The 22,025-nt window shown below is 40.4% G+C and carries 20 protein-coding genes; 12 read left to right on the top strand and 8 right to left on the bottom strand.

Annotated features, from left to right (window positions below; genetic code table 11):
- Positions 1–41: 41 nt before the first annotated feature.
- Together AC1M9A_RS08240 and AC1M9A_RS08235 are read left to right on the top strand one after the other, a co-directional pair.
- Positions 42–818, top strand: a complete 777-nt coding sequence (locus tag AC1M9A_RS08240; protein ID WP_481610010.1) for an SDR family oxidoreductase — start codon at positions 42–44, stop codon at positions 816–818.
- Between the two features lie 79 nt (positions 819–897).
- A complete protein-coding gene (locus AC1M9A_RS08235) occupies positions 898–1,329 on the top strand; it encodes a hypothetical protein (RefSeq protein WP_035265332.1) in 432 nt (143 codons plus the stop codon).
- Positions 1,330–1,384: 55 nt separating this feature from the next.
- Here AC1M9A_RS08235 and AC1M9A_RS08230 read toward each other — a convergent pair whose 3' ends face one another.
- From AC1M9A_RS08230 to cysM, 4 genes are read right to left on the bottom strand one after another with little or no spacing between them, the layout of a single operon-like run.
- On the bottom strand, positions 1,385–3,691 hold the full coding sequence (locus AC1M9A_RS08230; protein WP_035265331.1) for a RelA/SpoT family protein: 2,307 nt from the start codon (positions 3,689–3,691) through the stop codon (positions 1,385–1,387).
- A gap of 53 nt (positions 3,692–3,744) precedes the next feature.
- Positions 3,745–5,112, bottom strand: a complete 1,368-nt coding sequence (rlmD, locus tag AC1M9A_RS08225; protein ID WP_481610009.1) for a 23S rRNA (uracil(1939)-C(5))-methyltransferase RlmD — start codon at positions 5,110–5,112, stop codon at positions 3,745–3,747.
- Positions 5,113–5,121: 9 nt separating this feature from the next.
- A complete protein-coding gene (locus tag AC1M9A_RS08220; protein WP_035265329.1) occupies positions 5,122–5,943 on the bottom strand; it encodes a 3'-5' exonuclease in 822 nt (273 codons plus the stop codon).
- Positions 5,944–5,959: 16 nt separating this feature from the next.
- Complete coding sequence (cysM, locus tag AC1M9A_RS08215; RefSeq protein WP_035265328.1) at positions 5,960–6,880, bottom strand: cysteine synthase CysM; 921 nt, start codon at positions 6,878–6,880, stop codon at positions 5,960–5,962.
- 151 nt (positions 6,881–7,031) lie between these two features.
- Here cysM and AC1M9A_RS08210 point away from each other — a divergent pair, with 151 nt between their 5' ends.
- The 6 genes from AC1M9A_RS08210 to AC1M9A_RS08185 all read left to right on the top strand — a co-directional run bounded on the left by AC1M9A_RS08210 (position 7,032) and on the right by AC1M9A_RS08185 (position 13,660).
- Entirely contained in the window at positions 7,032–9,836 is a 2,805-nt protein-coding gene (locus AC1M9A_RS08210) for a GacS-like sensor histidine kinase (RefSeq protein ID WP_481610008.1), read from the top strand.
- A 110-nt stretch (positions 9,837–9,946) separates the two neighbouring features.
- Complete coding sequence (locus AC1M9A_RS08205) at positions 9,947–10,735, top strand: crotonase/enoyl-CoA hydratase family protein (protein WP_092768311.1); 789 nt, start codon at positions 9,947–9,949, stop codon at positions 10,733–10,735.
- 35 nt (positions 10,736–10,770) lie between these two features.
- Positions 10,771–11,646, top strand: a complete 876-nt coding sequence (locus AC1M9A_RS08200) for an NAD(P)-dependent oxidoreductase (protein WP_481590400.1) — start codon at positions 10,771–10,773, stop codon at positions 11,644–11,646.
- Between the two features lie 12 nt (positions 11,647–11,658).
- The gene (locus AC1M9A_RS08195) at positions 11,659–12,432 is read left to right on the top strand and encodes a hydroxypyruvate isomerase family protein (protein WP_481610007.1); all 774 of its coding nucleotides are present in this window, start codon (positions 11,659–11,661) and stop codon (positions 12,430–12,432) included.
- Between the two features lie 99 nt (positions 12,433–12,531).
- Positions 12,532–12,939 carry a ribosome silencing factor gene (gene rsfS, locus AC1M9A_RS08190; RefSeq protein WP_481610023.1) on the top strand — a complete coding sequence of 136 codons (408 nt, stop codon included), beginning with the start codon at positions 12,532–12,534 and terminating at the stop codon, positions 12,937–12,939.
- Between the two features lie 103 nt (positions 12,940–13,042).
- Complete coding sequence (locus tag AC1M9A_RS08185; protein ID WP_481590354.1) at positions 13,043–13,660, top strand: GNAT family N-acetyltransferase; 618 nt, start codon at positions 13,043–13,045, stop codon at positions 13,658–13,660.
- 41 nt (positions 13,661–13,701) lie between these two features.
- Here the strand turns inward: AC1M9A_RS08185 and AC1M9A_RS08180 are convergent, their stop codons facing one another.
- From AC1M9A_RS08180 to AC1M9A_RS08170, 3 genes are read right to left on the bottom strand one after another with little or no spacing between them, the layout of a single operon-like run.
- Positions 13,702–15,147, bottom strand: coding sequence for an NAD(P)(+) transhydrogenase (Re/Si-specific) subunit beta (locus AC1M9A_RS08180; protein ID WP_481610006.1), 1,446 nt, complete (start codon positions 15,145–15,147; stop codon positions 13,702–13,704).
- Between the two features lie 3 nt (positions 15,148–15,150).
- Positions 15,151–15,474 carry a proton-translocating transhydrogenase family protein gene (locus tag AC1M9A_RS08175; RefSeq protein ID WP_035265316.1) on the bottom strand — a complete coding sequence of 108 codons (324 nt, stop codon included), beginning with the start codon at positions 15,472–15,474 and terminating at the stop codon, positions 15,151–15,153.
- 11 nt (positions 15,475–15,485) lie between these two features.
- Complete coding sequence (locus tag AC1M9A_RS08170; RefSeq protein ID WP_035265315.1) at positions 15,486–16,613, bottom strand: Re/Si-specific NAD(P)(+) transhydrogenase subunit alpha; 1,128 nt, start codon at positions 16,611–16,613, stop codon at positions 15,486–15,488.
- A gap of 798 nt (positions 16,614–17,411) precedes the next feature.
- On the opposite strand from AC1M9A_RS08170, the gene AC1M9A_RS08165 reads away from it, so the two are divergent.
- Entirely contained in the window at positions 17,412–18,335 is a 924-nt protein-coding gene (locus tag AC1M9A_RS08165) for a DMT family transporter (protein WP_481610005.1), read from the top strand.
- A gap of 53 nt (positions 18,336–18,388) precedes the next feature.
- On the opposite strand, the gene soxR is transcribed toward AC1M9A_RS08165, so the two are convergent.
- Positions 18,389–18,889 carry a redox-sensitive transcriptional activator SoxR gene (gene soxR / locus AC1M9A_RS08160; protein WP_035265311.1) on the bottom strand — a complete coding sequence of 167 codons (501 nt, stop codon included), beginning with the start codon at positions 18,887–18,889 and terminating at the stop codon, positions 18,389–18,391.
- 66 nt (positions 18,890–18,955) lie between these two features.
- Here soxR and AC1M9A_RS08155 point away from each other — a divergent pair, with 66 nt between their 5' ends.
- The 3 genes from AC1M9A_RS08155 to AC1M9A_RS08145 all read left to right on the top strand — a co-directional run bounded on the left by AC1M9A_RS08155 (position 18,956) and on the right by AC1M9A_RS08145 (position 21,925).
- Entirely contained in the window at positions 18,956–19,408 is a 453-nt protein-coding gene (locus tag AC1M9A_RS08155; RefSeq protein ID WP_481610004.1) for a RidA family protein, read from the top strand.
- Entirely contained in the window at positions 19,401–20,603 is a 1,203-nt protein-coding gene (locus AC1M9A_RS08150) for an MFS transporter (RefSeq protein WP_481610003.1), read from the top strand. Before AC1M9A_RS08155 ends, AC1M9A_RS08150 begins: the two co-directional genes overlap by 8 nt.
- 152 nt (positions 20,604–20,755) lie before the next feature.
- Entirely contained in the window at positions 20,756–21,925 is a 1,170-nt protein-coding gene (locus AC1M9A_RS08145) for a zinc-binding dehydrogenase (RefSeq protein ID WP_481610002.1), read from the top strand.
- The last annotated feature ends 100 nt before the right edge of the window (positions 21,926–22,025 follow it).

The raw sequence follows: 22,025 nt of genomic DNA, 5'->3' as shown, positions 1-22,025 counted from the left end.
AACTAGGAACATAAAATGATGTAAAACAACAAGGATTTTCGATGACATCTAGCATTTTTATCAGTGGCGCGGCTCAAGGGATTGGCGCAGCTACCGCAAAACTATTCTATCAGCAAGGTTATAAAGTCGGTATTTATGACATCAATCTCGAACAAGCTGAACAATTGGCTCGATCTTTAGGGCCAAATGCTAAAGCGGGTTTGCTAGATGTTTCCCAATACGACCAATGGCAAAGTGCTTTAACTGAGTTCAACGAATGGGCTGGTGAAATAAATATATTATTAAATAATGCTGGCATCTTATATTCAGGGGCATTCGAAAATACAGATATCTCATCGCATCATCGAACATTTAATATCAATGTTAACGGCGTTCTCAATGGCTGTCATGCTGCGCTCCCTTTCTTAAAACAGGCCTCCCACGCACGTATCATCAATATGTCCTCTGCTTCTGCTATCTATGGTCAAGCTGATTTAGTGTCCTATTCAGCAAGTAAATTTGCTGTTCGCGGCATTACAGAAGGACTTGATGTTGAATGGCAAAAATATGGAATACGCGTATTAGACATCATGCCATTATTTGTTCAGACTGCCATGGTAAAAGGCATGGATGCGGGTACGATTCAAAATATGGGAGTCAGTCTCAGCGCCCAAGACGTTGCTCAGGAAATTTACCGTGTCGCACGTTTAAAAAACCATCACTTGACCGTGACTCACCATACGGTTGGCATCAAAACTGAACTGATGTATCACCTGTCAAGATTCAGTCCTCAATTGTTCAATAGAGTGACAAATTTAATATTAAGTAAAAAGAAATGACAAATTAGTCACATTTGTGTAATATTCTCTCGCCCCAACAGGGGCATTTATAACAATGCGTTACAAATGAGAATATATAATGAAAAAAATTTTAACTTTAGCTATCGCTACTGCTTTAACAACGACTCTTGCTCAAGCTTCGGGTGAACTACCAACGAAACAACACTCAACTGCTGAACTCAAGGCAATGGATTGTGCAACACTAGCTGTTGAAAAAGCCAATGCTAAGCGTAACTTAGAAAATGCTGATAAAAATATTGCAGCTGCTGCAACTCAAACGCCAGCTAAATCATTGAGCAAATGGGCGGGTATGGCAGGTAATGCATTATCTACTTTCGGTGGCAACTCAGAAAAAGCAACAAAAATGGGGCAAGTTGCAAACTCTGTAGCGGGTGAAAGCGATACTTCTGATGCTGCAAATATTCCATTACAGCAACAGATCAAAGCTGCATCGCAAGCAAACATCGATAATATTGGAATCTATCAAGGTTCTAAAAAATGCAAAATCTGATTTAACTCTATTTGAGTGATCAGTCATAAAAAAGCCTGCTAAAGCAGGCTTTTTTTTAATTTCCTTGAACCAAACGTCTTGCGCTAATGATGCCTGGTTGCTGTTCCAATCGAGCCAACAAGCGAGACAATTGAGCCAAACCTTTGACCTCAATCAATAGTTTCATATTGGCAATACCATCCGCTTCGGAAATGGTATTCACTTGGCGAATATTAATCTGATCTGAAAAAATCACTTGGGTTAGATCCTTCAGCAGTCCTCGACGATCATAAGCCTCAACCACAATTTGGACACTCTGCCCTCTTGTCGGTTGCATTTCCCAATCTGCTTCAACAGCGCGTTCAGGTTCTTGGCTGATCATACGTACATAATCCGGACAAGCCACCTTATGAATACTCACCCCACGATTGAGTGTGATATATCCAGCAATCGACTCACCATGAACAGGCTGACAACATTGTGCAATATGTAGTTCAACATTATCCAAACCGTCAATCAGAATCCCATGCGCTGATAATGTATGACTCGCCCGTGGATTTAATGCTGGCTTCAGCACTAACTCAGGCTCATCTTGATCCAAGTGCATATGACGATTGACTTGATTAATCAATGCATGAAGACTGATATCTCCACTCACCAAGGATACAAGAATGTCCTCACCTGTTTTAACGTTAAAATGAGCACAATAATCACTCAAATCAATACTTTTTGGGTGAATTGCAAGACGTGATAATTCCTTGGTGAGAATCTCTCGACCGACTTCTAAGTTCTTACTACGGTCTTGCTGTCTGAACCAATGGCGCAACTTGTCTCTTGCACGTGCTGTCTTGATATAACCTAAAGAGTTCACCAACCAATCACGATTTGGCTCACGATCTTTCTTGGTCAAAATCTCGACTTGTTCACCTGTTTTTAATGTATAAGTCAGTGGAACATAACGTTGGTTTACTCGTGCTGCATAACACTTGTTGCCAACCTCCGTATGCACATGGTATGCAAAATCTAAAACGGTTGAATTACGTGGTAATTCTTTGATGTCACCATCACGACTAAAAACATAAATTTTTTCAAAATCTTCAAAATCTTGAAGCTGATTGAAATTTTCAGTTTCGTCTTCATTCGGATGCGCACCTGCTTCATTTCGCTCTTGATAATGCTCAAGCACCGAACGTAAAGAGTGTAAACGATGATTAAATGAATAATCTGTAGTTTTCGCACCTTCTTTATAATTGAAATGAGAACAAACGCCTAACTCAGCTTCTTCATGCATTTCAGTGGTTCTGATTTGTATCTCTAAAGATTTATTTTCAGCAATCACTGCAGTATGTAAAGAGCGATAACCATTGGCTTTCGGGTTAGTGATGTAATCATCAAATTGATGGGGAATATGACGCCAGATTTGGTGTACGATCCCCAAAGCGTGATAACACTCAGATACATTTTGAACTAATACACGAACAGCTCGAATGTCATATAGCTGATCGAAACTTAAGTTCTTGCTTTTCATTTTTCGATAAATCGAATAAATGTGTTTCACACGACCTGAGATTTCAGCCTCAATGCCATGCTTCAACAACTCACTTTTCAGCTTATCGACCACGAATTGAATATATTGTTCGCGCTCTAAGCGTTTTTCATTGAGTAAAGATGCAATTTCTTTATAGCGCTCTGGTGCTAAATAACGGAACGCAAGATCTTCAAGTTCCCATTTTAACTGCGCGATACCAAGACGATGCGCCAAGGGCGAGTAAATGGTCAAAATTTCTCGTGCGACACGCTCTTGACGCTCTTTTGGAGAGTTTGCCAACTCACGCAAAGCCAGCGTACGCTCAGCCAACTTGATTAATACAACGCGAACATCCTCTGTTACTGAGATCAACATCTTGTAAATCCCAGTTAAATGTTCACGCTGATTATTATTGAAGTGATCTTCTAAACGTTTATTTTTTTCGATCAGCTCTGACAACTTACCCATTGCCAAAGTGCCTTTCACCAAATTGTAGACACTTTCACCAAAGCTTTTACGAATCTCCTCAAGCGACGTCATGCCCTCACGCACACTACGATAAAGCATCGCTGCTGACAAAGTATCTTCATCAACATGTAGGTGAGCCAAAATATCTGCCATACCTAAGCCAGTCGCGAAGGTATTGGTTTTATGATGGTGATCAGAAGTCAGTTCTTTTTTTAAAACACTAAGAGCGACTTCTTCTAATTTTTTAAGTTCTGCACCGTCTAAAATAATCCGCGCACGGTCTAGCCAAGTTGCTAAACCAAGTTGCGCTTCAGCGGCATGTTCTACAGTCGTTTCCTCAGACAACTCAGTCAGTCGTCCAGGTAACTGCTCACGTACTGTGACCATACCCTTCTCCTTTTTTAAATCTAATCTTCATTTTATTAAATCAACACTTAGCACTAGCTTTTTTCAAATAAAGCAATAGATTCAACATGGCCTGTATGACTGAACATATCCATCACACCAGCTTTCTTCAACTGATAACCATGTTGTACTAAAATCCCTGTATCACGTGCTAATGTAGCAGGATTACAGGAAACATAGACGATTTTTTTTGCACCAAAATTTGGCACATAGTGCATAATTTCTTCAGCTCCAGCGCGTGGTGGGTCTATTAAGAGTGCATCGAACCCTTGATTTGCCCAAGAATGTTGCGAAAAATCTTGCGTTAAATCCTGAGCATAAAATTTTACGTTTGTGATGCCGTTTTTCAGTGCATTTTCTGTCCCACGCATCACCATTTCCTCACTTCCCTCCACCGCGACGACCTCACCCCGTGTTACAGAACGTGCAAGTGGCAATGAGAAATTCCCTAGACCACAGAATAAATCAAGAACACGCTCATTTCCGCTCAGGTCAAGCAATTCACATGCCAGCTTCACCATTTGTGGATTAATGGTGGGGTTAACCTGAGTAAAGTCAGTCGGTTTAAAACCAAACGTCACGTTAAAATCCGGTAGTGAGTAATGTAATCGCTCAGATAGGTCACCATCCGCACGATGAACACTACTTACACCAGCTGGTTGCAAATAAAGCTGCCATGATCTTTCTAACGCAAATTCACGCAGTTGGTTGACATCATTTTGCAGTAATTTGTTGGTATGACGTATCAAAAGTGCAACCTCTTGATCTCCTTTCGCCAATTCGATATGACCTATATCTGCTTTTGCTTTTAGATTTTCAAGGAGTACCTTGAGGTGAGGTAACGCAGCATCTAGCTCTGCATCTAAAATTTTGCAGGTTTTAATTTCTGTAAGCTGATTAGATTGAACCTCACGAAAACCCATGACTAGTTTATTTTTTTTAGCAATGTAGCGAACGCCAATACGAGCCTTGTGACGATAATCTTCACGTGTCGAACGCAATGGTTCTAGCCACGACTCTGGAAGAGCACCTGCAAAGTGGGTGAGATGCGACTCTAAAACTGATTGTTTTAAACGAATTTGTTCATCTAATTTTATGTGCTGCATATTACAGCCTCCACATTTTCCAAAATGTGGACAAACTGGCTGTGTACGAATTGGACTCGGCGCCCCAATCAACTGCACACAATCAGCTTCTTCTAATTTTTTTGCCTGATGGGTAATTTGAGCTTCTACTGTTTCTCCTGGCAGTGCAAAACGAATAAAAACCTTTTTACCCAATTTGTCTTGAGGATGTTCCTGTCCTTGAAAATGTGCGATCCCTCGCCCTTCATGTGAAAGTCTCTCAACTGTAAATGTATAACGAGGAAGTTGAGATGAGCGATGTGTGGCACGTTGTTTCAAAGAGATAACCTAATGTTGAGTTGATTTAAAATCCGAAGCGGTGAAGTCAGTTTTTTCAGCAGTTTCTTGCCAAATACGCAAAAATTCTGTTTGCTGGGGTTGACCTTGAAGATAATGAATCGTCGCTTGAATCCAGAGACGATGATCTTCAGGCAAAATCTGTCCTTTTAACAATACATAGCGCAGATAGACTAACCATGTGTTTAAAACATCCCCTTCACAATAACTGGTTAATTCTATCCAATTATTGTTACGAACATATTCAGGGATAAAATAACCTGGTGTTCCGCGCTTACCCGGGTAACCGAGCATATAAGCGACATCATCCAGTTTTTGGAAGTGACGCGCATTAAACATTGCCATAAAATCCATCAAATCAATATGACGATGATGGTAACGATTCTGGTAGTTATTATAGCGCTTTTGTGTATCAATTTCGCCTTGATCAAACAGACTTGGCGCAGACAACCCATGATACATTGCTCTATACATAATAACAGGCAGATCAAATTGGGAGCCATTCCAACTGACTAAAGTCGGATTACGTTTATCAAAAATTGATAGAAATTTTTGTAAAATTTCAGGTTCTGAATAATGTTCACGACTGAATGAAAATAATTTCATTCCCGCCTTTTCATCAATCCATAGTCCTGAAATACAGACAATTTCATGTAAAGCAAGTCGCTGAAAGTCAGTGCCCGCTTCTTGACGTCTTAACTTACTCAGCGCTTGTTCAATACTATCTTCTGGTAAATCTAAGCCATATAGATGCGCTCCTGATTTAAGATCGGTCAATGTTTCAATATCAAACACTAAAACAGGTAAGCGCATATAGATTTACTCGAATTTATTGTTCATCTTCTACAGAGAATAACCCCGTAGAGAGATAACGATCACCACGATCACACACGATACATGCAATCACAGCACTAGGATGTTGTTCAGCGATTTTTATTGATGCCCAAACTGCACCACCAGAAGAAGTACCAGCACTAATTCCTTCCTTACGTGCCAATTGACGAGCCATTTTTTCAGCTTCAATTTGTGGAATATCCATAATTTGATCAACACGAGAAGCATCAAAAATCGTCGGTAAATATTCTTGAGGCCAACGGCGAATACCTGCAATATTCGACCCTTCAGATGGCTGTAAACCAATAATTTGAATATTTGGATTTTGTTCTTTGAGGTATTTTGAAATCCCCATGATGGTTCCCGTTGTTCCCATCGAACTTACAAAATGCGTAATTTTACCGCCAGTTTGTTGCCAAATTTCTGGACCAGTTGTCAAATAGTGTGCTTGGACATTGTCTGGATTACCAAATTGATTGAGTACTAAACCTAGACCATCTTTTTCCATTCGCAATGCGATATCACGAGCTTCTTCCATATTCTCGGATTCAATAAGCTCAGCACCATACGCACGCATTGCATCTTTGCGCTCTTGACTAGAGCTTGCAGGCATAATCAATTTCATTTTATAGCCACGCATTGCCGCAACCATGGCTAATGCAATACCTGTGTTACCGCTAGTCGCTTCGATCAGCGTATCACCTGGCTTAATGTCACCACGTTTTTCAGCTTGCATGATCATGTTATATGCTGGGCGATCTTTGACAGAGCCCGCTGGATTATTACCTTCCAGTTTTGCCAATACAGTCGCTTGAGTATGACTTGCCAGACGCTGTAACCTAACCAATGGGGTTTTACCCACATAGTGGTCTAATAAAAAATCGTCTGATTGAAAATCTACTTGTGTATTACTCATTATTTGCACCCATATTGAGGTGCAGGTATTGTATGAAAAAAAGTATCTCACTGCATCAATTTCAAAGGCTTTTTAATGAGGGTGATTAAAGCACCATCATTTTTTTAAAGCGTGCTAATATGCCCAACATGGGGAATGAGTCACTCTGCACATGTCGAATTTGAATAAAAAAATCTTCAATCGCTTAAAACTAAACCATGCTTATGGGCAATTGATTGCCCTCATTTTTGTACCCATTGCGGTACTGGCAAGCGTCGGCTCTGCACTGGTGCTCACAGAAACGTCTAATTCCGCAAAATCAGAACAACGCTTTGCCGCAAATGCAATTTTAAGTCGTTATAAATACACGACAGAAAACCTACTTATTGCGCTTGAAAAAAACCCCTCACAAGCGCAACAAGACCGCGCTAAAAGCATCTTACAAAAGATGTTTAATGAAAAATATTTACTCAGTGTCGCAGTCCTAGACCAACAACAAAAACCTTATTTTGGGTTAGGCTATCGCAATGAAAAACCTTGGCCTAGCTTCCCGACCAATGTACAAACATTTGGTCCGATTAAAGATCAACATAATCATATTTATGGCTTAGCATTAAATACGCCTGATCAAAGTAAAAAATGGCTTGTTATCGAGCTAGATAATCAACCTCTCGCCATCTCTCAATATCGTGTTTTCATTGTACTGATCACGACGGGTTTGTTGACACTTTTACTCTTATTACTGTGCTTGAACTTTTATTCACGACGTTGGATTGCACCTATGTACGAAATACGTATGCAATTACAGCGACTCAATGCAGACACACTCGACCAACACATGGTCATCAATAGTACTGGCGAGTTAAGGTTACTCCAACGTGATATTGCGAATGTCGTGAAGCGTCTACATTTCAGCTTTTTAGAGCTGAAGGAACATACCGAGCAGACCGAAGACGATTTAAGACGTACGCTTGATACACTTGAAGTGCAAAATATTACTTATAAACAAGCACGCGATCAGGCCATTTCATCCAATCAGGCAAAATCTGTTTTTCTTGCCAATATCAGTCATGAGTTGCGTACCCCGCTGAATAGTATCGATGGTTTTATTCACTTGTTATTGCGCCAAGAGAATCTCAGCAATGATCAAAGCCTGTATTTGCAAACGATTCGCAAATCATCAGCACATCTTCTAGCACTGATCAATGACGTCTTGGACTTTTCAAAAATTGATGCCGGTAAACTTGAATTAGAAACCGCATCATTTGATTTAGAAGAAGCGATCTTCGATGTTATGGACATGTTGTCGCCATTAGCCGCCCAAAAAAATATCGACATGGCCTTCTACTATGCCGATAATATTCCAAAGTATGTGATTGGCGATGCTTTACGTTGTAAACAGATTTTGACTAACCTGATTTCAAATGCCATTAAATTCACCCCTGATGGTGAAATTATTGTACGTGTTCGCATGGAGCATGACGATCTAGAACATTGCCTATTACATTTCAGTGTTCAAGATAGTGGTATTGGATTAAGTGGTACAGATCGGAAACGGTTATTTGAATCTTTTTCTCAAGGCGATGCTTCCGTCACTCGTCAATTTGGTGGCACAGGTTTAGGCTTAGCAATCTCAAAACAATTGGTTAATCTGATGCATGGCCAAATTGGCTTTGAAGATAACCAAGAACGCGCCCCAACTGAAAAGGGTTCAACATTCTGGTTTACTGCGAAATTTGCGGTTGATGAATATGAAATTATTCATCCGCAATTCCATGACATGCGTGTCATCTCCTATTTAGCCCACCCTGCAACTGCGAATGTTTTACGTCATTATTTAGAAAATTATGGTGTTGAACACACAGAAGCTCAATCCATTCTAGATTTATTCAGCCGTCTAAATGGTTTGACACATCAACCTGAAAATACGTGGTTGATTGTAGATCACAGTGGTGATCCAGAGGCTTTATTAAAAGAGATTCGCGGACGTTATCAAGGTCACTTAGCCGTATATGGCTATCAGATGGCGCTCGACCTCAACATGTTGAATGAATACAAAGCGAGACCACTGTATCAACCTCTGAGCCGTTCATCATTAATTCAGCTTTTGGAAAATCAGCCAATATTTGAAGTAGAACCTCATGATAACTTTAAAGCCCTTAATTTACATGTGCTTGCAGTAGACGATCATCTACCAAACTTAATCGTTTTAGAAGCTTTGCTCGGCGAAATTAATGTTCAAACAACTAAAGCGCAAAGTGGACAAGAGGCACTACAAATTTTACAACAACAGATTCAAAATGATGAAAAGCCGTTTGATCTGATATTTATGGACATTCAAATGCCAGTGATGTCTGGCATCGATACGACTCGTGCGATCAGATCGTTAGAATCCACCATCGAGGGACGTCACACACCAATCATTGCACTCACAGCACATGCTTTAGCAGATGAGAAACAAAAATTACTTAAAGTCGGCATGGATGACTATGTCACCAAACCAATCCAAATGGATCAGATTATTCAGATTCTGACCCATTGGAGCAGTGATAAGTTTATTCATCCAATTAAATCCCAAGAAAAAACTTTACGTATCGAAACCTTAGATCATCAGGTTTTAGATTGGAAACAGTGCGTTCAATTGGCAGCGAATAAAGACGACTTAGCACAAGATTTATTGAAGATGCTGGTGGACAGCTTCCCGAATGAACTTGCTGAAATAGAACAACTCATCGAACTTGAAGATTATCCGCAGCTCGAACATGTATTACACCGTTTATATGGGGCAACACGCTACGTCGGCACTCCGAATTTACAAAGCATCACAGGTGAATTTGAACAGTTCGTTTCAACGCTGCGTAAAGAGCGTAGAAAAGCAGATGAGCAATTTATTGAAAATGTGATGAAACGGCTGGATGAATTAAAACATGCGATTGGACAAGTGAAAGAAGCAGCCGAGTCTATTCTGAATCATTAATAGACGATCAACACACTGTATTAGGCAATACGTGATGACTCTACTGTCACGACAGTCTATTTTGGACATGTTATGCTTAAAACAAGGAACAATAAAATCGAGTCACAATAATGGCTGTAATACGTGTAGAAAAAAATAATGGAATTGCGACGGTTTTTCTGAATCGTCCCGACAAACGTAACGCGATGAGCTTTCAACTTTTGAAAGAGTTGGTGCAAGTCGCAAAAAAAATTAAATCTGATCGTACTATCCGCTGTGTGATTCTCACTGGTGAAGCCAACGTATTTAGTGCAGGTATTGATTTAACAGACCTGAATAATCCACAAAATCGTGCTTATGCCGCATGGGAACTCATCAAGCCTGGTCAAAGTCTATTTCAAAAAGCTTTTTTAATCTGGCAAGAACTCCCAGTTCCAGTCATTGCAGCTATTGAAGGGTATTGCTTCGGTGCAGGTATGCAATTGGCTTTAGCGGCTGATATTCGAATTGCTCACCCCAACACCCAAATGTCGATTATGGAAACCCGTTGGGGCTTAGTTCCAGATATGGGGTTAACACGCTCAATCAAAGGTATTATTGGAGTCGACCTAGCCAAAGAATTATCATTAACAGCACGTGTATTTGATGGTCAATATGCCAAAGAAATTGGATTGATCACACATGTTGATAACGCGCCGATGCAAAAAGCTCAACAGCTTGCCGACGAAATGTTGCAGCGCTCACCTGATGCCTTAGCTGCAGTAAAACAAGTCTTAGATGCGATGGAGCACGCACCCAAAAAATCACTTCGTCTTGAGAAAATTTGGCAACTCAAATTACTCCTTGGCAAAAACAGTCAAATTGCGCGTAAAAAAGATAAAAATCCAGATTTGGAATTTCTACCACGTCAATTCAAATAAATTGGTTTTCAAACTTAGATCAGGGATTAGCTTCAATAATGATTAACGGTCAAACTAAAATCGCATTCTTAGGTATGGGTTTAATGGGTAGCAGAATGGCGACTCGATTGATACAGGCTGGGTTTTACACTGCTGTCTGGAACAGAAGCCCCAACGCATGTGAGCCGTTAATCCAGCTTGGGGCACATCCCCTTCAACTCTCTGAGATAGCACAATTTGATCTGATCCTAACTTGTTTAGCCGATGACAATGCGGTAGAGGCTGTTTTTTCTCAAATTGAATCACTGATTCAACCCGAGCAGATTATTGTGGACTTCTCGAGTCTATCTGTGGATAAAACTAAAAATCTTGCACAACGTGCAACTGCTAAATCAGCGCATTGGATAGATTCTCCTGTGTCAGGTGGAACAGCTGGTGCTGAAAATGGCAGTTTAGTTATTTTTGCTGGCGGACCATCGAGCATCATCGAATCTTTACAACCAATGTATCAAGTTCTTTCACAACGTGTAACCTGTATGGGTGGAACTGGAACAGGACAAGCCACCAAAATTTGTAATCAACTCATCGTTGCTGCAAATAGCACACTCATCGCAGAAGCTGTTGCTTTAGCAGATCAGGCGGGTGTTGATACTCAACTGCTTGCACCTGCCTTAGCAGGTGGATTCGCCGACTCTAAACCTTTTCAAATTTTAACACCACGTATGGCAACGCATGAGTTTGAGCCTGTGCAATGGAAAGTTCAGACCCTGTCTAAAGATTTAAATAACGCCTTGAGTTTGGCTCGACAATTTGACCTTAATATTCCTGTCGCTCAACAAGCCTTAGAACAATTGAAAGCGCATCAATCCAATGGCTTTTCTGAATCAGACCTTGCCTCAGTCATTCTGCAAGTTGAACAAAACAATAAATAGGTCGCATTCAATATGAAGCTCGCTGTTAATTTATCGATGATCTTTACAGAAGTTCCACTCATTGAACGCTTTGCGCTGGCTGCTGAATATGGGTTCCAACATGTAGAAATTCAATTTCCATATGAGCTGAGTATTGAGCAAATTCAGCATGAACTTAATGAACATCAACTTAGCTTGTGTCTCATCAACGTTCCTGCCGGAGATTTAATGCAAGGCGGATGCGGATTAACAAGTATCCCAAGTAAAACTGATGAATTTAAACAAGCTGTTGACTTAGCGATTGAATATGCATGCTCACTCAATATACCTCGAGTGAATATTTTGGCTGGCAAGCAACCAGATAATGTTGAATATCAGGTCTGCTATGAAACCTTAGTCTCAAATCTTAAATTTGTCAGCGAGATCTTCACAGCGCATGGGATTCAACCCGTTTTTGAGATGATTAATGGCTTTGATATGCCCAACTTCATGATTCAAACAATGCATCAAGCCAAAGAGTTACTGAAAGACGTCAATCATCCAGCTCTAAAAATGCAATTCGATTGCTATCACATGGCTAGAATGCAAGAAGACCTGATTCTGTCACTCAAAGAAAATATGCAACACATTGGGCATATCCAATTTGCAGATGTACCAGGTCGCCATGAACCACTCACAGGGATAATTGACTATCCCGCTATTTTTGAATGCATTGCAAATAGCATGTATGAAGGATTTGTCGCAGCCGAATATCGCCCCCAATCTCATTCAACAGATTCTTTCGAATGGAAAAATAAACTTCTTTAATATCATCATATTGTGGTATAAAATTTGTTCAAAGTTTGAATTTTCAAGCAGAAAGCGCTATAGTAAAAGATGAGTTATAGTCAGGAAAATACACTTCTCATGAATTTAGAACCATCGCCCGGCGCTTCTAATTCTCACGAACTCTCTTTGAATTCTCCAAAACAAGACGTTCAAGCTTGCTTAAAAGTTGTTCAAGAAGCATTGCTTGACGTTAAAGCAAAAGAAATCACAACGATTGATGTTAGCGAAGTGAGCAATGTTGCAGATGCAATTGTCATTGCTTCAGGTACTTCTACACGTCACGTGAAAGCGCTTGCAAACAACGTCGCTGATGAAGCACGTAAAGCAGGTTTTCGCCCTATCGGTATTGAAGGCGAAAGCGATGCAGAATGGATCCTTGTTGATCTTGGCGCTGTTGTAGTACATCTGATGTTACCTACAGCACGTAAGTTTTATGATTTAGAAAACTTATGGCGTAATGCTTCAACTACAGAGTCTGTAGCATAAACATATTAAAGCGACCTTCTTGGTCGCTTTTTTATACTGTGCATTTTAAATTTATAACAATAAAGCCAACAAAAAAGAACTCACTAATTTGGTTTACCTTGATATGACCATGATAAAAGCCACAAGAACAGATCACGATGCATTAGTAGAAACATTAATGCAATCCTTTTGGAACGAAGAGTTTTGCAACTGGGCGATCCAAGCTGAAAAACTGAGTTTCCAACAAAAACATGAAAAACTAGAGCAATTCTTTAGTATTCAATTGAAAGATATCGCTCAACCATATGATGAAGTCTATACCAATCCCGATCGCTCAGTTGCTGCACTTTGGATTCCGCCAAATCAGTGGGATTTAAACCTCATTCAGCAGGTTAAACTACTCCCTCAATTAACGAAGATTATCGGTTTAAGACAACTGGTGAAATTTATTCACATCATTAATCTGGTGCAGAAACATCATCCCAGTGAGGCGCATTATTATTTACAACTCATAGGTGTAAGTCCTGACCACCAAGGACAAGGCTTAGCCAGCAAAGTTTTAACACCTATTCTCACCAAGAGCGATCAACACGGTATCCCATGTTATTTAGAAACTGCAACACCAAGCAATGTTGGACTCTATCGTCATTATGGATTTGAAGTGATCTTTCACCTTCGCGATCTGCCCTACGATGCACCTGAAATTTGGGGAATGTGGCGAAAACCTACACATGAAAAATAAAAAAACCACCCGAAGGTGGTTTTTTTAAAACAGTCTATAAATTAGTGACCTGTACCATTAATGGCTTTCGTCATATCTTCAACAACTTTCTTCGCATCACCAAAGATCATCATTGTTTTGTCGTTATAGAACAAGTCATTATCAAGACCCGCATAACCTGTCGCCATAGAGCGCTTGATCACCATAATGGTACGAGCTTTATGTGCTTCAAGAATAGGCATACCATAAATTGGCGAGTTTGGATCATCTTTCGCTGCAGGGTTAACGACGTCATTCGCACCGATGACCAACACCACATCTGTTGCTGGGAAGTCTGAGTTAATCTCATCCATCTCTAAGATGTCTTCGTACGGAACATCTGCTTCAGCTAAAAGGACGTTCATGTGACCAGGCATACGACCTGCCACTGGGTGAATCGCAAAACGTACAGTTACACCTTGCTCTTTCAATAAATTTGCAAGTTCTTTCACCGCATTTTGAGCACGACCTTGCGCCATACCATAACCCGGTACAATTACAACACTGTCTGCATTTGACATTAAGAAACCAGCATCGTCAGCAGAACCAGAACGGTAGTTGCGTTGAACTGCTGCACCAGCTGCTACTGTCGGTGCTGCAGCACCACCCATTGCACCACCAAACAATACGTTGATGATTGAACGGTTCATTGCTTTACACATAATATAAGACAGAATTGCACCTGACGAACCTACAAGCGAACCTGCAACAATTAACATGTTGTTTTCAAGCGTAAAACCAATCCCTGCTGCCGCCCATCCAGAGAATGAGTTAAGCAAAGACACCACAACTGGCATATCACCACCACCAACAGGCGCAATCCATACCCAACCAAAGGCTAAAGCAAGTGCTGTCATTGCCCAGAACGAGGTCATGTTACCCGTCAAGAAGAAGTGAATCCCTGCTGCTAGCATAGCAATAAAAATCAAAGCTTGAACAGGTTTAACCCATGCACCTGAAATCGTTTTTGCCCATTTCTTTGCCGCCAATTTACCATAAGCAAATACCGATGCAGTGAATGTAATGGCACCAACGAAACATCCTACGAATAATTCGAATAAATGTACGCGACTCATTTCATGGAAGTTCACACCATTTGCAGCCAGTAAGTCTGGCCCAAGCTCGACGAGCTTGTTGTTGTGAATAATTGCAGCGATCGCAATCAACACTGCAGCAAGACCCACGAGTGAGTGCATGAGAGCAACTGTTTCTGGCATTTGTGTCATAGGCACTGTACGAGCTCGAGCAATACCAACAATCGCACCCAATACCATTGCACCGACAATCATCCATACCACAGGATTATCAGCAACAAAGAAAGTTGTTAACACGGCGATTGCCATTGCAATCATACCGTAACGGTTACCTGCAATTGCTGTCTTAGGACCAGACAAGCCACGCAAAGTTAAGATAAAAAGAACGGCACCGATTAGGTAAAACCAATCCGCATACTCACGAATAAATTCCATGTATTAACCCTCTTTTTTCTTTTGCTTTGGCTTAAACATTTCAAGCATACGAGCGGTTACAGCGAAGCCACCGAAAATATTAATGCTTGCTAAGAAAACAGCGATCGCACCTAATACACTCACCACATTGATGGTTTGAAAATCAACAGCCCCCTCAACACCCATAACAGGTAGACCAACTGTTTGGATCATCGCACCGACAATAATAATTGAAGACAATGCATTCGTTACGGCCATCAGCGGCGTGTGAAGCGCAGGTGTCACTCCCCAAACAACGTAATAACCTACGAAGATTGCGAGGACAAAAATTGTAATAGTTTCAACCATGATCAGTCTCCTTAACCACGCTTCAACAGCACTTGACCACCATGAGTGACAAGCAATGCTTTTTGGATTTCATCTTCTTGATTAATGCTGTAGTTTTTGTCTTGATCAAAAAGCGTTTCAACAAAGTTATAAACGTTACGTGCATATAGCGCTGAAGCTTCTGTAGAAACGGTCGCTGGAATATTTGGAATACCCAAAATTTTCACGCCATTATCAGTCACAACAGTTTCACCGCATTTTGAGCCTTCAACGTTACCGCCAGTTTCAACTGCCATATCGAGGATGACTGAACCTGGTTTCATTTTGGCAACTGTTTCAGCTTTAATTAAGCGCGGTGCATCACGACCTGGTAAAAGCGCCGTCGTGATCACGATGTCAGCATTCGATACCGCTTTGTCTACAATTGCAGCTTGGTCTTTAATATATTGTTCACCAGGCATCCAACCATAACCATTTTTTGCAGCTTCATCGGCACGCGCTTGCTCTTCTGCTGACATTGGTACGTCTAACCATTTACCGCCTAAAGATTCAACTTGATCTTTGGCTGTTGGACGTAAGTCTGTCGCTTCAACAATAGCACCTAAACGTTTGGCTGTTGCAATCGCTTGTAAGCCTGCTACACCAACACCCATAATGACTACACGAGCTGGTTTAACCGTACCCGCCGCTGTCATTAACATTGGGAACATACGTTGGTACTCTGCCGCCGCAAGAAGCACAGATTTATAACCTGCCAAGTTTGCTTGTGATGACAACACGTCCATATTTTGGGCACGAGATAACGTACGTGGTAATAACTCAAGTGCAAATGCAGACACTTGCTGAGCAGCGAATTGATCAAGTTCCGTATTACGGTACGGATCAAACATCGCAACCACTGTGGTGTTTGGGGCTAATTTTTGTATTTCTTCGCCTTTAGGTGCGCGAACTTTTAAAACCAATTGACTGCCGGTATAAGCATCATCAACAATTTTTGCACCAACCTGTTCATAGGCACTATCAATATAAGCAGCTTTAACACCTGCATTACGTTGGATAACGACACTGTGACCAGCACCAATTAACTTCTTTACTGTTTCTGGTGTCGCAGCTACACGACTTTCACCAACTACAGTTTCGGTAGGGATTCCGATCTGCATGAGCATTCCTCAAGCTAATTTTTCTTAAAGTAGATATCGCATTCCTGCGATATACCCCTGGATGTATTCATGTGAATTTTTTGGATTCTAATTGAACTTTTTTAAATTACCACCCAATATTTATTTAATAAATACCCTCATTTTGAACTCATGATTCACGATCATCACAAAATTTCATGGTACTTGATCTATCATTTTCATAAAAAATAGTTCCAGTTTCGTTTAATTTTCGATCCATTTTTTAACAAAAAAGAAACTTTTTTCTAATTTATCGTCAGTATAGGGAGCTTGACTTTATTAAGCTTTGATCATTCTGACATTTTTTAGCTTTCTTTTTATCCCTTTTGATTGTGTTAAAGCGCCGTGCATGTCACATTTTTAGTTGCTTCTTTCATTCTCATAAATTTCAATTTGCCGAATTGACAAAAAATCAGACTAATCGATTCAAATTCTCACGACATTCTTAAAAATTATAAATAAGACAAAATTTAGATAAATCTAGGTTTACACATTGGGCTTAGATTTTGGCTTAAAGACGAAATACAAGATGACAGATTCTTGAAAAGAATGCTTACAAACCGTGCAAAAAAAATTTGAAATATTTTTTTGATGTATTTTTTGGGTTGATAGACCACTGTTTTTTTCATATTACGCACCACAATGATGCATTTAAACAAAAAATCAAAACTTCTTATGTCGCTAGGTAGGTGATTTAGCGAAAATTAGAGATTGAATTTTAGAGCTTACAATGAAGATTGGCTTATACTTCCATTACTTAAAAATTGATTTTTAACATTTATGGTACTTAAGCTGACTCCCACTCAGTTAGGGAGTTTATGTGCGCTGTTGGCAGCATTCTTGTTTAGTAGTAAAGCGATCTTAATCAAACAAGCTTATGCAGTTTCTGAAGATGTTGATGCAACATTGCTGGTTGCCTTAAGGATGCTCAGTGCCTTACCCGTTTTTCTTTTTATTTGTTGGTTGAACCGACACCGTAATCGTGGATTTTCAGCGCAGGATTGGGCCCTACTCCTCGTTGCTGGTTTGATTGGATATTATTTTTCAAGTTGGCTCGATTTTATGAGTCTGATGTACATCAGTGCCTCTTTGGAGCGTATTATCCTATTTCTATATCCTACCATGACAGTAATTGCATCAAGTGTAATTTTCAAACATCCTCTTTCACTGAAGACTATTTTTGCAATTGGACTAAGTTATGGCGGCACGCTTATGGTGATGCTCCAAGAACAAAGCAATGTGCCTCATGAAAGTAATTTTTGGCTAGGTGTGAGTTTAGTTTTCGCAAGCGCGATTTGCTTTGCGAGTTATCTATTGATGACTCCAAAATTAATTCAAAAATTTGGATCGTGGAATTTTACGGGCTTAGCGATGTCTATCGCCTGCTTAGGGACGATTCTTCACTATTTTATTGCTCAGCCAAGCCCTGTATCCAATATCCTTGAACAACCCATGGAAGTAATCGGATATGGTGTTGCATTAGGCATTGGGGTAACGGTGATTCCAACTATTCTCATTGCGCAAGGTATTGCTCGTTTAGGTGCTTCTCAAACAGCCATGATTGGTTCACTTGGTCCAATTCTGACCATTATATTGGCAACTATCTTTTTAGGGGAATCAATGAATATGATTCAATGGTTTGGTTGTGCGCTGAATATATTGGGTGTGATGATGATTACGCTTTCCAAAACTAAACTGAAATAAAGACAACATTAACCTCACAGTTCAAATTTCAAAATAATGCTTCACGATGAAACTTAGTCTTCATAGTGAATTTCTATTTTCCCTTGATCATCGTCAAATTTAATGTCGAGTGGAACAAAGTGGGACCCCGACGATGTAGACCCCATTTGATCATTTTCATTTCTTAGTGGGCATTCAGTTAAAGATAAGCACCCACAACCAATGCACCAATCCAGTTGTTGACGAAGTTGAAGCATATTTAAAATTTTTTGATCTAAAATTTTCTGCCACGCACTTGATAATGCGGTCCAATCTGATTTAGTCGCGGTTTTATTCTTAGGGAGTATGTTAAATGCTTGCTTCACTTCAGAGAGTGAAATCCCTACCTGCTGTGCCACTTTGATGATGGCAATCCTCCTCAGCATATATCGAGGATATCGCCGTTGATTTCCTTCCGTCCGCACACTCCAAATAAGTGCTTTGTCTTCATAAAATCTGAGTGCTGCGACCGATACACCACTTCGAGCAGCTAACGCGCCTATACTGAGCCACTGTTGTAATTTTTGTTCTTCCATGCTCTTGACCTCAAGTTAAGTTGAGCTTTCATAATTCTTTTCTAAGCTTAATCCAGAGAAGATAGAATGACAAAACCAAATAAGCCAACGTTTAGTTTAACCACTAAAAATCCGCCTCAGCTTTATTCTCCAAGGCAACTTGGATATAGCCACATCTGTGAGGTCAAACACTTCAACACAGTCGTTCATATATCAGGTCAAGGTGGTGAAAATGCCGACGGACATTATTCCACTGATTATGCAGAACAACTCAACCAAGTCTTCGAAAATCTCAAAATTGCTCTCAGCTATGCACATATCGACTTTTATAACATTGCTGTTCTAAGCGTATTGATTGTCAATTTTGACCAACAAAAACATCACCTGTTAAATCTGAAAATGAATACAATATGGAAAGATCAAAATTTCCCAGCATGCACACTAATCCCTGTGTCTCGCTTGGCATTAGACGCCATGCAAATTGAAATCGAAGCCACAGCTTACTGCTCCTCATCCTCTGAGCCATTTATTCATGTATAACGATCTTGACGATTTAAATAAAAAAGACATCACGAATGACACTGCTTTACTTTGGTTGATGGCCATTGCTTGTGGTATTTGTGCAGGCGCTAATTATTATTCGCAGCCCTTAATTCACTCTGTTCAACTTTACTTTAATGCCCCTGCAACAGATGTGGCATTAACTGTTACTTTGGCTCAAGTCTCTTATGCTGTCGGACTACTTTTTATCGTACCACTTGGTGATATTCTCAATAAAACGAAATTAATCCCATTTTTAATGTTCTTTGCAGCAGTGGGATTATTTATTTGTGCTTTTTCGCTCAACCTTTATATGTTATGGGCTGGCACAATTATCACTGGGCTTTTCTCGGTTGCAGCACAAATTTTGATTCCGTTTGCCACGATGGCGGTTCGACCAGAACGAACAGGCGAAGTCGTCGGGTTACTGATGAGCGGATTATTGGTCGGCATTTTGATTTCGACCAGTTTAGCTGGTTTGTTATCCAACTTATTTAATTGGCAGCTCATTTATATCGTCAGTGGAATTTTGATGTTAATGGTCGCTGTGGTACTTAATATTCGTCTGCCTTATATTCCTAGCTCTAAAATTAGTTATTTTGCTGTGTTTAAATCCATGGGGCTGCTACTCAAAGAAGAGCCTCGTTTAATTTATCGCTCTATCATTGGTGCCTTTGCATTTGCAACGATGAGCATCCTCTTCTCGACCATTTCTATTTTACTTAAATCCTCTTTTTCTCTTGAAGATGTCATGGTGGGTTTAGTCACTTTGGTTGGCGTATTTGGCGCCTTGTCCACCAAGAAAATTGGTAAGATCGCCGACCGTGGTTACGTCAAACAAATCACTTGGTTTGGCATTTTAATCCTAGGTAGCGCATGGATATTCCTTTATTTAGGTGGATTCTATTTAAGTTGCTATATCATCGGTTTTGGACTGATGAATCTCGGTCTAGCATTGGTGCATAGTAGCAACCAGAATGTGATTTTTAATTTAAGACCGGATGCTAAATCTCGTGTAAATTCACTTTATATGACCAGCTATTTTATTGGTGGCGCAAGTGGTTCCGCGCTAGGAATTTATGCTTGGGATCATGGTGGATGGGCAATGGCGTGTATCGTAGGATTAATCTTGGTCAGTTGTACGGCACTATTCACGCTAGTGGATCAACGTTATCATCGAACCCAACTCAGCTAGCTCATAAAATATGCATATTAAGCCTCTATAAATGGAGGCTTTTTCAATAATTTAGCCTCTGCAGTCATCATTCAGTCCTCTAAAGCTGTGTATCTCTTGTGCGTAATCACACACACTGTTCACTATCATTATAAGAATATTCGTGGACAAGAATGAAAGCAGTTGTATGTCATCAAAATGAATTAACACTTGAAGATGTCAGCCATCTAACACCATCACAAGGACAAACTTTATTAGAGGTTGTGCGATGTGGTATTTGTGGCAGTGACTTACATATGCAGCATAGTTGTGACCACATGCATGAACTTACGGCTAAAGTGGGTCTAAAAGGTGTTGCAAAGTCAACAGACCGTTTTGTCATGGGGCATGAATTTTGCGGTCGTGTTCTAGATTATGGTCCTAAAACCAGAAAAAAATTTAAAACAAATACCTTAGTTTGTGCAATGCCACTATTGAAAGTTGATCAGTGGGGTTATCAAGCGACTGGTCTTTCCCCTCAAGCTTCTGGTGGTTATGCCGAACAAATCTTGGTGCAATCTCAACTCATGTTTGCGGTGCCAAATGGATTACATCCCGATCTTGCGGCAATGACCGAGCCAATGGCGGTTGCTTTACATGCAGTACGTCGGAGCAGAATAAAGAAATCAGAACCTGCAATTGTTATTGGTTGTGGTCCAGTAGGCTTAGGTGTCATTTTAATGCTCAAAGCGATTGGTGTTAAAAAAATTATTGCCAGTGACTTTTCACCAAATCGCCGTCGGCTGGCTCAACTTTGTGGCGCAGATGTCGTCATTGATCCTAAACAATCATCGCCTTTTGAGAGTTGGAAAGAATACGGTTTATTGGGTGATGCTTCTGAAGCGATTAACTATGGGATCGGTATTTTTGAAAAGATTCAGTCTATGCATATTCCATGGTGGCATGCGTGGCGTGTGGCTGACAAATTAGGTGCTTTACCCAAACGTCCTGTGATTTTTGAATGTGTCGGGATGCCAGGCATCCTTCAACAGATTATTAACGGTGCGCCATTATTTTCTAAAATTATCGGTGTGGGTGTATGTATGCAATCCGACAGCATCGAACCCGCTTTGGCTTTAAACAAAGAAATCGAAATCCAGTTTGTGATTGGTTATACGCCACTGGAGTTCAGAGACGCGCTCCATATGATCGCTGAAGGTCAAATTGATTGTTCTCCTCTGATAACGGGCGTTGTAGGTCTTGCAGGAGTTAAAGATGCTTTTCAGGCCTTAGGTGATCCTGAACAACACGCTAAAATTTTGCTCGACCCCAAAAAGATCGGATCTGATATCAGTGCACTTTAGATATTCTTTAGGTTCTATACGATATCAGTGCTCATGGAATTTTAACTAGAAGATTCAGACTTCATCAGATTCCCTCATTCATCCTGCATGATACTCAATC

This window comes from Acinetobacter sp. ANC_7634 (genome assembly GCF_056779875.1).
This window is presented reverse-complemented; position numbering and strand designations above follow the sequence as displayed.

What these genes read in the sequence shown, in the direction of transcription:
- AC1M9A_RS08240 (WP_481610010.1), top strand. Translation starts at nt 42, where the DNA reads ATGACATCTAGCATTTTTATCAGTGGCGCGGCTCAAGGGATTGGCGCA.
- AC1M9A_RS08235 (WP_035265332.1), top strand. Translation starts at nt 898, where the DNA reads ATGAAAAAAATTTTAACTTTAGCTATCGCTACTGCTTTAACAACGACT.
- AC1M9A_RS08230 (WP_035265331.1), bottom strand. Translation starts at nt 3,691, where the DNA reads ATGGTCACAGTACGTGAGCAGTTACCTGGACGACTGACTGAGTTGTCT.
- AC1M9A_RS08220 (WP_035265329.1), bottom strand. Translation starts at nt 5,943, where the DNA reads ATGCGCTTACCTGTTTTAGTGTTTGATATTGAAACATTGACCGATCTT.
- cysM (WP_035265328.1), bottom strand. Translation starts at nt 6,880, where the DNA reads ATGAGTAATACACAAGTAGATTTTCAATCAGACGATTTTTTATTAGAC.
- AC1M9A_RS08210 (WP_481610008.1), top strand. Translation starts at nt 7,032, where the DNA reads ATGTCGAATTTGAATAAAAAAATCTTCAATCGCTTAAAACTAAACCAT.
- AC1M9A_RS08205 (WP_092768311.1), top strand. Translation starts at nt 9,947, where the DNA reads ATGGCTGTAATACGTGTAGAAAAAAATAATGGAATTGCGACGGTTTTT.
- AC1M9A_RS08195 (WP_481610007.1), top strand. Translation starts at nt 11,659, where the DNA reads ATGAAGCTCGCTGTTAATTTATCGATGATCTTTACAGAAGTTCCACTC.
- rsfS (WP_481610023.1), top strand. Translation starts at nt 12,532, where the DNA reads ATGAATTTAGAACCATCGCCCGGCGCTTCTAATTCTCACGAACTCTCT.
- AC1M9A_RS08185 (WP_481590354.1), top strand. Translation starts at nt 13,043, where the DNA reads ATGACCATGATAAAAGCCACAAGAACAGATCACGATGCATTAGTAGAA.
- AC1M9A_RS08180 (WP_481610006.1), bottom strand. Translation starts at nt 15,147, where the DNA reads ATGGAATTTATTCGTGAGTATGCGGATTGGTTTTACCTAATCGGTGCC.
- AC1M9A_RS08175 (WP_035265316.1), bottom strand. Translation starts at nt 15,474, where the DNA reads ATGGTTGAAACTATTACAATTTTTGTCCTCGCAATCTTCGTAGGTTAT.
- AC1M9A_RS08170 (WP_035265315.1), bottom strand. Translation starts at nt 16,613, where the DNA reads ATGCAGATCGGAATCCCTACCGAAACTGTAGTTGGTGAAAGTCGTGTA.
- AC1M9A_RS08165 (WP_481610005.1), top strand. Translation starts at nt 17,412, where the DNA reads ATGGTACTTAAGCTGACTCCCACTCAGTTAGGGAGTTTATGTGCGCTG.
- soxR (WP_035265311.1), bottom strand. Translation starts at nt 18,889, where the DNA reads ATGGAAGAACAAAAATTACAACAGTGGCTCAGTATAGGCGCGTTAGCT.
- AC1M9A_RS08155 (WP_481610004.1), top strand. Translation starts at nt 18,956, where the DNA reads ATGACAAAACCAAATAAGCCAACGTTTAGTTTAACCACTAAAAATCCG.
- AC1M9A_RS08150 (WP_481610003.1), top strand. Translation starts at nt 19,401, where the DNA reads ATGTATAACGATCTTGACGATTTAAATAAAAAAGACATCACGAATGAC.
- AC1M9A_RS08145 (WP_481610002.1), top strand. Translation starts at nt 20,756, where the DNA reads ATGAAAGCAGTTGTATGTCATCAAAATGAATTAACACTTGAAGATGTC.